Origin of the sequence: Shewanella sp. GutDb-MelDb, from assembly GCF_002836075.1 — a bacterium.
In the GTDB taxonomy this organism is placed as follows: Bacteria; Pseudomonadota; Gammaproteobacteria; order Enterobacterales; family Shewanellaceae; genus Shewanella.
In genome coordinates this window covers 17718-27544 of record NZ_PJBM01000166.1, presented here as the reverse complement: position 1 = coordinate 27544, position 9827 = coordinate 17718, and the positions used below count along the sequence as shown (strand labels likewise).

9 protein-coding genes are annotated in these 9827 nt (G+C 45.4%); 8 read left to right on the top strand and 1 reads right to left on the bottom strand.

The window, feature by feature from the left end; genetic code table 11:
- The first annotated feature begins 125 nt into the window (after positions 1–125).
- The 5 genes from cobA (at position 126) to cysC (ending at position 5802) form a co-directional block, all read left to right on the top strand.
- The gene (gene cobA / locus CXF82_RS07695; protein ID WP_102038380.1) at positions 126–938 is read left to right on the top strand and encodes a uroporphyrinogen-III C-methyltransferase; all 813 of its coding nucleotides are present in this window, start codon (positions 126–128) and stop codon (positions 936–938) included.
- Positions 939–983: 45 nt separating this feature from the next.
- Positions 984–1892 carry a sulfate adenylyltransferase subunit CysD gene (cysD, locus tag CXF82_RS07690; protein ID WP_101091367.1) on the top strand — a complete coding sequence of 303 codons (909 nt, stop codon included), beginning with the start codon at positions 984–986 and terminating at the stop codon, positions 1890–1892.
- 44 nt (positions 1893–1936) lie between these two features.
- Positions 1937–3376 carry a sulfate adenylyltransferase subunit CysN gene (gene cysN / locus CXF82_RS07685; protein WP_102043948.1) on the top strand — a complete coding sequence of 480 codons (1440 nt, stop codon included), beginning with the start codon at positions 1937–1939 and terminating at the stop codon, positions 3374–3376.
- A 2-nt stretch (positions 3377–3378) separates the two neighbouring features.
- Positions 3379–5103 (top strand): SLC13 family permease, encoded by a 1725-nt coding sequence (locus tag CXF82_RS07680; protein ID WP_102038379.1) that lies wholly within the window; start codon positions 3379–3381, stop codon positions 5101–5103.
- An 81-nt stretch (positions 5104–5184) separates the two neighbouring features.
- Positions 5185–5802 carry an adenylyl-sulfate kinase gene (gene cysC / locus CXF82_RS07675; protein ID WP_101091370.1) on the top strand — a complete coding sequence of 206 codons (618 nt, stop codon included), beginning with the start codon at positions 5185–5187 and terminating at the stop codon, positions 5800–5802.
- A 155-nt stretch (positions 5803–5957) separates the two neighbouring features.
- On the opposite strand, the gene CXF82_RS07670 is transcribed toward cysC, so the two are convergent.
- A complete protein-coding gene (locus CXF82_RS07670) occupies positions 5958–6857 on the bottom strand; it encodes a LysR family transcriptional regulator (RefSeq protein WP_101091371.1) in 900 nt (299 codons plus the stop codon).
- A gap of 106 nt (positions 6858–6963) precedes the next feature.
- Between CXF82_RS07670 and CXF82_RS07665 the strand changes: the two genes are divergently transcribed.
- The 3 genes from CXF82_RS07665 to CXF82_RS07650 all read left to right on the top strand — a co-directional run bounded on the left by CXF82_RS07665 (position 6964) and on the right by CXF82_RS07650 (position 9812).
- Positions 6964–7428: a DMT family transporter gene (locus tag CXF82_RS07665; protein WP_101091372.1), complete on the top strand. Its 465-nt coding sequence runs from the start codon at positions 6964–6966 to the stop codon at positions 7426–7428.
- A 2-nt stretch (positions 7429–7430) separates the two neighbouring features.
- On the top strand, positions 7431–7871 hold the full coding sequence (locus CXF82_RS07660) for a DMT family transporter (RefSeq protein WP_219621775.1): 441 nt from the start codon (positions 7431–7433) through the stop codon (positions 7869–7871).
- Between the two features lie 1479 nt (positions 7872–9350).
- Complete coding sequence (locus CXF82_RS07650; protein ID WP_101091373.1) at positions 9351–9812, top strand: hypothetical protein; 462 nt, start codon at positions 9351–9353, stop codon at positions 9810–9812.
- The last annotated feature ends 15 nt before the right edge of the window (positions 9813–9827 follow it).

Below are 9827 nucleotides of genomic sequence, written 5' to 3'. Positions count from 1 at the left end.
TAATGTATTGGTGAATACAATTATTTTATTAATAACTAAAAGTTATAAGTGATCTGAATTTTCTATTTATTATGGAATAAGAGGGCGGCTATATTCAGGTCATCAAATTAGAGTGAGGTAGCGTGATGGAGATTGTATCTTTACCGGGTCAAGCCGCAGGAGGAAAGGTGTGGCTAGTGGGTGCCGGCCCTGGTGATGTGGATCTGCTAACGGTTAAAGCATACCGTGTATTGCAATCAGCGGATGTGGTGCTGTACGACGCTTTAGTGAGTCAGGACATCATGGCCCTCATTCCAAGTAAAGCTGAAAAAATCGCGGTGGGTAAGCGTGCGGGTAAGCATAGCGCGGCGCAAAGCGAAATTAATCAATTACTGGTCACCAAGGCGTTTACTCGTAAAAATGTGGTCCGTCTTAAAGGCGGCGATCCTTTTATTTTTGGGCGGGGCGGTGAAGAGTTACAAACGATTGTTGAGTCTGGCCTCGAGTTTGAAGTCGTACCAGGGATCACCGCAGCAAGCGGCACCGCAGCATATGCAGGCATCCCGTTGACTCATCGAGATTACGCCCAGGGTGTGAGCTTTATTACCGGTCATTGCCAATTAGCGAGTCGGCCGATGGACTGGCAAGGATACGCCAACCCGAATAATACCTTAGTAGTGTATATGGGGATCCTTAACGCCAACATTATTAAAGCGGGTTTACTTGATGCCGGACGTTCACCTAATACCCCTGTTGCTATTGTTTCCAAAGCGACCACTCAGGAACAGCGAACATTCATTGGCACATTAGACAATATTGAGCAATTAGCGGCAGATCCAGAATTAGTGATGCCCGCATTGATGGTGATAGGTGAGGTGGTTGAACTCGCTGATAGCCTGAATTGGTTTAAGCCTCAAGGTGTGCAGAGTCGCGAAGCCAAGCTTAACAACACAAATTAAATAGATGTGCTTAGCACAATCGATTCAAGAAGACGGAGAATTAGCATGGCCGCCAAAGAGTTAAGCCATTTACAACAATTAGAAGCTGAGAGCATTCAGATTATTCGCGAAGTTGCGGCAGAGTTTGATAACCCAGTAATGATGTATTCCATCGGTAAAGACTCCTCTGTGATGCTGCATTTAGCACGCAAGGCTTTCTATCCGGGGAAGATCCCTTTTCCTTTACTGCATGTGGATACCGATTGGAAGTTCAAAGAGATGATCGCATTTCGTGATGCTCAGGCCAAGGAGTTTGGCTTTGAATTGCTGGTGCATAAAAATCCTGACGGTATCGCGATGGGGGTTGGTCCGTTTACGCATGGCAGTGCTAAGCATACCGACATCATGAAAACCCAAGGGCTTAAGCAAGCGTTGAACAAGTATGGTTTTGATGCCGCCTTTGGTGGTGCACGCCGCGATGAAGAGAAGTCTCGTGCTAAAGAGCGAGTCTACTCATTCCGCGATAAGCACCACACATGGGATCCTAAAAACCAGCGTCCAGAGCTGTGGCGCACCTATAACGGTGCCGTCAATAAAGGTGAAAGCATCCGAGTATTCCCGCTTTCAAACTGGACGGAACTAGATATTTGGCAATATATCTACCAAGAAAACATAAAATTGGTACCACTTTATTTTGCCCAAAAGCGTCCTGTCGTTGAGCGTGATGGCATGATGATTATGGTTGATGATGACAGACTGCCTTTAGAAGAGGGTGAAACGGTTAAAAATGAATTAGTGCGATTTAGAACCCTAGGTTGCTACCCATTAACGGGAGCGATGCATTCAGAAGCTGACACGCTTGAGAAGATCATCGAAGAGATGCTGCTAACACGTTCTAGTGAGCGTGAGGGCCGACTTATCGATTCAGATCAAAGTGCATCGATGGAACTTAAAAAGCGCCAAGGCTACTTCTAGGCGCGGTAAGTGCTAAGCATTGTCAGATTTCAAAGGAATTAATCATGAACCAAGCAGTCAATAACAACACCCGCTTAGCCGCTGAGCTAGAAGATTTAGGGGTGAAGGAATATTTAGCGCAGCAGCAACATAAAGGCATGTTGCGCTTTCTAACGTGCGGCAGTGTCGATGATGGTAAAAGTACCCTGATAGGACGTTTACTGCATGACAGCGCCCAAATATATGAAGATCAACTCGCAACTTTAAAGAGTGATAGTGCCAAAATGGGCACCACCGGTGATGAGATTGACCTGGCATTACTCGTTGATGGCTTGCAAGCTGAGCGTGAGCAAGGCATTACCATTGATGTTGCTTACCGCTATTTTTCAACCGACAAACGTAAGTTTATTATTGCCGATACACCGGGCCATGAGCAGTACACCCGTAATATGGCCACGGGTGCCTCTACTTGTGACTTAGCCGTCATTTTGGTTGATGCGCGTTATGGGGTGCAAACACAGACTCGCCGTCACGCTTTTATTGCCTCGCAGCTGGGTCTACGTCACTTTGTGGTAGCCATCAATAAAATGGACTTGCTCGGCTTTGACGAAAAAGTCTTTAATGACATCAAAGCTGACTTTGCCGAGTTTGCTGCGCAGCTAGGTGACATCGATATTCGTTATGTACCACTATCGGCTTTAAAAGGCGATAACGTGGTCGATCGCAGTACACAAACGCCTTGGTATAAAGATGGCACGCTACTGGAGCTATTGGAAACCATAGACACCCGCCGTGAATTAAACAGCTTACCGGTACGTTTTCCAGTGCAATATGTATTGCGCCCCGATCTCGATTTTAGAGGCTTCTCTGGCACGGTATCATCAGGTGTTATTAAAGTGGGCGACGAGCTGGTGGCCCTACCATCAGGTAAGCGCAGTAAAGTTGAACGTATCGTTACATTCGATGGTGATTTGAGTGAAGCGATCGCGGGTCAAGCGGTGACGCTAACGCTAGAAGATGAAATTGATATTTCTCGTGGTGACCTATTATCGCAAGTCGATAACGCCCCAACATTGGCAAACCAGATCAGTGCTGATATTGCTTGGATGGATGAAAAGCAGCTACAAATTGGCCAGCTTTATGATCTAAAGGTGGCGGGCAAGAAGCTACAAGCGACTATCACAAATATCGAATACCTAATCGATATCAATACGCTAGAGCGTAAAGACAGCGACATTATCGGTTTAAACGATATGGCTCGCGTCACGCTAGAGCTAAATGAAGCGATTGCTATCGACCCGTATACGCTGATCCGTGACACAGGCGGCATGATCTTAATCGATCGATTATCCAATGCGACAGTGGCCGCAGTGATGGCTGTTTCAACCGCTAAGACGAGTAAATCAGCGAGCCCGTTTACTGATTTCGAACTTGAGTTAAATGCATTGATCCGCAAGCAGTATCCTCATTGGCAAGCGCTTGATATTAGTAAGCTAGAGGGGTAGTGGTGTCTGAATTGTGGGTGTTGTCGAGCATATTATTTGCCTTAGTTGTTGCTTTGATGGCAGGACTTTGGACACCCGCAGCGCTGTTTTTTACGGCAGCATTAACGACCTATCTTTTAGGCATGGTGGAGTTAGAGACGGCATTGGCGAGTTTTACCAATGCCAGCTTAGTGACTCTAGTACTGATTATTTTAGCGACTGCCGCGCTAGAGAAAACTTCTTTGCTTGGTAAGCTGAGTCAAGTTGTAGGTGAAGGTTCTTTGGCATCGACGATCGCTAAGCTGGGCTTCTCGACCGCACTGTTGTCATCGTTTACCAATAATACTGCGGTGGTGTCGTCCTTGATTGGTGTGGTGAGACGAAATCAGTCTCATGCGCCGGCTAAGCTTTTACTGCCACTGTCTTATGCGGCTATTCTGGGTGGAACTCTCACCTTAATAGGTACATCAACCAACCTTATCGTGAACTCCTTTGTTGAGAACGCAGGCCTAGAGCCGTTAGGCTTTTTTGAGTTCTCTATCATTGGTGTGGTTATTGTGACCCTAGGTGTGGGTCTGTTGGTGTTACTCGCTGATTTTTTACCCGACAGACGTGAAGACGGAACGGAAGAAAGCTTGCCTTACATGCTCGAAGCCAGAGTGGCGAAACAGTCGCAGTTGATTGGTAAAAGCGTGTTAGATAATCGCTTAAGAGCACTGAAAAAACTCTATCTAGTCGAGCTTGAGCGCAGTGGGATTCGAATTTGTCCCGTACCACCGCACCTTGTCTTGCAAAGTGAAGATGTGTTGCGCTTTGGCGGTGCGGTCGAATCGGTGGAGCTGTTACATCAATTTGATGGGCTTGAATGGTTTGGTAAGCAACAAGCCAAAGGGCAAAACTTGATAGAGGCGGTTCTGGCACCCACATCGCAACTGGTGGGTACCTCATTAAAAGCGTCTAAGTTTAGAGAGCGATTTGACGGTGCAGTACTGGCTATTCGACGCGGGCACCATCCGTTAAAAGGTGGCCTCGGTGATATTGAGTTACAAGCGGGTGATGTATTACTGATTACTCCAGGGGATAGCTTTAGCCATAACGCAAAATTGGCATCAGATTTCGCCGCAGTGAGTGGGCTCGATCTCAGTGTACGTTTAGATAAAAGACGCAGCCAGTGGGTATTGGGCGGCTTTGCATTGACCATTTTTGCCAGCGTTGTTGGCGCATTGCCTTTGGTCAAAGGCTTAATTTTACTCTTGATTAGTTTCGTTGCCATCGGCGCTGTGAGTTTAACAGAGCTTAGGCGACGCTTTCCGATTGAGCTGGTGGTGATTGTGGGTAGCGCGTTGAGTTTAGCTAATTTGATGCTGTCGACGGGTCTTGCAAATGATATCGCTAATTTTATCTTGGGATCGTTAAATGGTTTTGGGGTATTCGCAGCTTTTGTTTGCGTGTATTTGTTAACGTTATTACTGACGGAGTTAATCACCAATAATGCCGCTGCGGCGCTGGCTTTTCCTGTCGCGTACGCTATTGCAATGAGCTATGGCGTCGATACCCGACCGTTTATTCTTGCGGTGGTATTTGGTGCTAGTGCCAGTTTCATTTCGCCCTATGGTTACCAGACAAATTTGATGGTTCATAGTGCGGGAAATTACCGTTTTACTGATTTTTTAAGAGTGGGATTGCCTTTGTCGGTGTTGTACTCGTCGATTGTCATTATATTAGTGCCGTTGCTCTTCCCGTTTTAAGGTGGCAATACTATCTCGACCGTTGGAATTGAGTGAGTTTGGCGCATTTTTATTTATTAGATTATTGTTTTTGGAGTGGTTATGTCTGACATCGTTTGGCACCAACATAGTATTGACCAAGAGTCTCGTGCAAAGCAGAAAGGACAAAGTCCGGTATTACTTTGGTTTACGGGCCTATCAGGCTCCGGTAAATCAACCTTAGCGGGCGCATTAGAGCGTGCGCTGTTTGATGCCGGCTTTCACACCTATTTGCTTGACGGCGATAATGTGCGACACGGACTTTGTAACGACTTAGGGTTTAGCGCCAGTGATCGTGACGAAAACCTGCGCCGTGTGGGCGAAGTTGCCAAGCTGATGGTCGATGCGGGCTTAGTGGTGTTATCTGCCTTTATCTCTCCAACGAAAGAGGAGAGGGAGCGTGTACGTGCTTTGTTTGAAGAGGGACGTTTTATTGAAGTTCATGTCTCGACCCCGATTGAAGTCTGTGAAGCACGTGATCCTAAAGGCTTGTATAAAAAAGCGCGGGCGGGTGAGATAAAAGAGTTCACTGGCATCTCTGCGCCGTACGAAACCCCTACTGCAGCAGAGCTCACCATTGATACCAGCAAAGGTGATCTAACGGCGCAAGTCAACGCGCTATTAGATTATCTTACCGCGATTCAAGTGATTGATGGCGCTAAGTTACGCGCGGCGGTATAAAGTCATTAGGGCTAAGACCACTCAGTATGGTCCCAAGTTTACTGCTTGTCTGTGAATTGATTTATTCAGGCGCTTTATAGGCATAAAGCGTCTTTTTTGCGGGCGATATACCTCAATACCAATAACATTACTTATCGTTTCATGGCGGTATAAAATCACCAGGATTGATCTTTATGGGCCAATTTTCGCTCCAGAAAATCGATAAATACCCTGAGCTTTGCAGGCATAAATGCTCGTTGGGGGTACACTGCGTAAACACCGTGTTCCGGCAGATGATATTGTTCTAAAATGGGCATCAACTTACCGCTGATGAGTTCCTTTTCAACAATGAAAAGCGGCATCTGGCAGATCCCGACATCATCGAGCATCAGTTGTTTTAGCACTTCGCTGCTATTGACCTGAATGTTGCCTTCTGGCTTGATTCGAACAGGGCCTTCAGGACCGTCAAATGTCCATTCTATACCCGCCCTGAAATAAGAGTAGTACAAACAGTTATGCTGTTTAAGATCGGCTAACGTGTCAGGCCTACCAAATTTATCAAGATATCCAGGAGAAGCACAGATCACACTGCGGCAGGGCGATAACTTGCGAGCCACCAGATTCGAGTCTGCTAAGGCACCAATCCTCACGACCATATCGAGTCCCTCATCAAGGAGATCAACCAGCCTGTCATCCATTGATAAAGTCAGTTTTATATCCGGAAAATCAAGCATAAACTCACCGAGTAAAGGGGCGATATGAAGCCGTCCAAATACCATAGGTATACTCACTTTAAGGTGACCTTTAGGGCTGTGCTGAAGACTGGCAATTGCATCTTCGGCTTCATTCACTAGATATTTAGCTTTGTAGATATAGCTATAATATTGTTCTCCTGCTTCCGTCAGGCTTAGCTTTCGGGTTGTCCGCTGAATCAGTTTTACGCCAAGATGTGTCTCCAATGCACTAATGCGTTTACTCACCGCTGACTTGTTGATCCCTAGCTTGCGGCTTGCTTCTGAAAAACTCCCCAGTTCGACGACAGCCGTGAAAACGGGAATGGTTGAAAAAGTATCCATGATTTTATTGTTTACCTGAGAGAAACAAAGAGTTCAAAATATAGAGGATTATCAACGTAAAGGAAATTCATTATATTGTGCTCCAATAAAAACCATGAGGAAAAGTATGAAAACTCATCCATTTAATTTGTCACTGGCTCTTGCGGGAGGCATTACACTTGCCAGCATGATAGCCATTAATAGCACGCTTGCATCTTATAGTTCGCCCTTGCTAGCAGCTTGGGTCGCTCACGGCATTGGTGCTATCACTTCCTTTATCATTCTAATGTTCGTAAACATCTTTGTTGCAGGGAAAATGGCTATTCGGCCGACAGCTGGAACGCCCTTCTGGGCCTATTTAGGCGGGATACCGGGGGCTTTGACTGTGATTTTGGCCGCTATCACTGTCAATAGTCCACTGGGGCTGTCTAGCTCGCTTGCATTAATGATGGTCGGTCAAGTGCTGTTTGGTGTGGTCAGTGATAGCTTTGGTTTGTTCGGTTTAGCTAAACGGTCAATAAATTTAATTGACGGTGTGTCATTGATGTTGATGGGCGTAGGCTGCCTGATGACACTGTTCTGGAGGGGGTAATAATGACAATGTTGATAGTTGTTTTTCTTGCGCTATTTAATGGTTGTTGTATTAGTTTCTGTCGGATCCTTAATGGCAGACTTGGGCAAGATACCAGTGCTTTTAATGCCTCTCTTTGGAATCATGTCGTCGGTTTTGTTTTTCTCAGTATTATTGTGTATTGCACATCTTCACTACCCGTGAATATAGTGATGGAAGCCCCCGTGACAGCCTGGCTTGGCGGTGTTATCGGTGCTTTATTTGTTGCTCTCAACAGCTATGTATTGTCAAGGGTAGGGGCGACGCTGACTGCACTGCTGGTTATCGGCGGACAATTGCTGACAGGAGTGCTTTGGGATGCCATTAGTCATGGTGCAGAATTCTCTCAACTGGCTGGTGTTTTATGTATTCTGGCGGGTGTATTACTGACAAAGTACAATCAAGGCCAGCAGCAAAAGAAATAAACGTTTACTGGCAGAAGCTATTAATAACACAGCCTCCTGCCATATACATCACGCCGATGTTAACTAAAATGCCTAGAGTTTGTGTTTTTCTAACCCAGTGTAGATGCGGCAGCGTCTCCCGCAGGTTATTGGAACCACTTTGGGCTGAAGCTAACTCACTTTTACCCCAATGCTTGCTAGCAGGTCTAGTCTAGATGCTTAAAGCTGCGCTTGACTAAGGGCGTGGCGCTTCGCCCACACCCGAGCAAGAAGGACTGCTCGTCCCATCCTCCTTGCATCCACCATGACGCCCCGACGAAGTTGTCTTCCTCGTACTTATTCGAAATAGCCTAACGCTTCCGATGGGACATCTGATGTAAATGGATTTACGAATGTCGTGGTGGCATGGTCAATGATGTTCCCGACATCATAAAGACATTTCCCATTTCCCATTTCCATATAGGTCAGATGCCAAGGAATGACCTGTCCAGCGAAAGCTATGCCCTCATCTGATAGGCAGGATGCCTGAATGTCTTGAAGCGCATGGATGCACGGGAAAGACCGTGTGGGCATTACGGACTTTGGTTTATAAGGAGTCTTCAATGTATTTCGGCAACTTCGATGGGGAATGAGTGTTTTCTGTGAGTTTGTTTAGAGTTTGTGATTTGTGTTCCTAAAATTAAGAACACAAATGCGAGATGATTATTCTTTCTAACCCAGTGTAGATGCGGCTGAGGCCTTCGAAAACAAGGATGTTTTCGTTGAGCTCACACGGACGTGCTTGCAGCGAGTCTCAGTTGCGTCTGCACATACGCTGACCGCAGGTCATTGGAACCATTTTGGTCTGAAGCTAACTCCTACTTATTTACCTAAAGCTTAGTAGGAAGTGTGAAGTTTACGTAATTAACTATGCCTGTCCCCATTTATTTTCTCCCGTTGGGAAAGTTATCTGTGAAGATAGCCGATAGTGGTGCAGGTAAAGGAGGCTGGAGAAAGCCAATGCTGCATTGTAATGATGCAGATACAGACCTTGTGTCTGGCACGAAAGTGAGCCCACTTCCAGCTGGTCTCCCGTTGCAATACAATTAGAAGAACTTTGTTAATGGAGAAACGCAAATGATGACTTCGATTGAAGTTAGTGCCTCTCCTTGCTTTGCTCAACGATAATCCAAAGATTGGAAAGTAAAGCCAAAAAATACTATTTAAAGTCAGCTAAGGAAATCGAGTGGCGGCTCTGCCGCCATCCTACTGTAAAGAACTTAATCATCAAGCCGCTAGGGGCTTGTTGCAATATCTAAAGTGTGAATTAACTAATGTCTATTCGTTTACGACTAAGCGTGTGTGGCTTATTGTTGAGATCTAGCTGTACTCTATAATAGAGCTCGGTATTTGAAGAAGACGTGGGGGCTAGATAGTGAAAATTGGTGATAGTCTAATGACTTGTTACTCTTACTCATAACTTGTAGAGTATAAGCTCAAATAGTTAGTGAGTATTATTTTGTGGTTGAAAAACAAGAGCTAATCGGTCGTTTCGAGAGCGTACTCATAACGCTTATTAATCAACGCAGCATTCAATTGAAACATTACCTAAGTCAAGATGCATTCGCTTTTATGACACTATCAGTGGAATATTGGAATGGTGATATGTATTGGAACTTATGGGATAAAGATGAGATTGAGTTTGTAGAATATGAAGATTTTAACTCATCAGAGTTTATTGCCCTTTGTGATTTCCACGAGGGTAATGCCAACGTATCACAACTCAGTGATTTGCTTTTGAGTATTGGTGATGTGATTGGTAAAGAAGGTGATGAAGTGCTGTCTCTAATTGAATTTACCCACGATGCACTGACTGAGGCGTTAAATAGTAGCAAGGTCAAAGAGTTGTTAGTTGAGGTTTTAAAATCCAATGCCAGCTTTAGCGAAGATGATTTTAATCAAATGGTTATAGCGACAACGTAGTCGAACCATATACAA

Coding starts and splice junctions, on each gene's coding strand:
- cobA (WP_102038380.1), top strand. CDS start 126: ATGGAGATTGTATCTTTACCGGGTCAAGCCGCAGGAGGAAAGGTGTGG.
- cysD (WP_101091367.1), top strand. CDS start 984: ATGGCCGCCAAAGAGTTAAGCCATTTACAACAATTAGAAGCTGAGAGC.
- cysN (WP_102043948.1), top strand. CDS start 1,937: ATGAACCAAGCAGTCAATAACAACACCCGCTTAGCCGCTGAGCTAGAA.
- cysC (WP_101091370.1), top strand. CDS start 5,185: ATGTCTGACATCGTTTGGCACCAACATAGTATTGACCAAGAGTCTCGT.
- CXF82_RS07670 (WP_101091371.1), bottom strand. CDS start 6,857: ATGGATACTTTTTCAACCATTCCCGTTTTCACGGCTGTCGTCGAACTG.
- CXF82_RS07665 (WP_101091372.1), top strand. CDS start 6,964: ATGAAAACTCATCCATTTAATTTGTCACTGGCTCTTGCGGGAGGCATT.
- CXF82_RS07660 (WP_219621775.1), top strand. CDS start 7,431: ATGACAATGTTGATAGTTGTTTTTCTTGCGCTATTTAATGGTTGTTGT.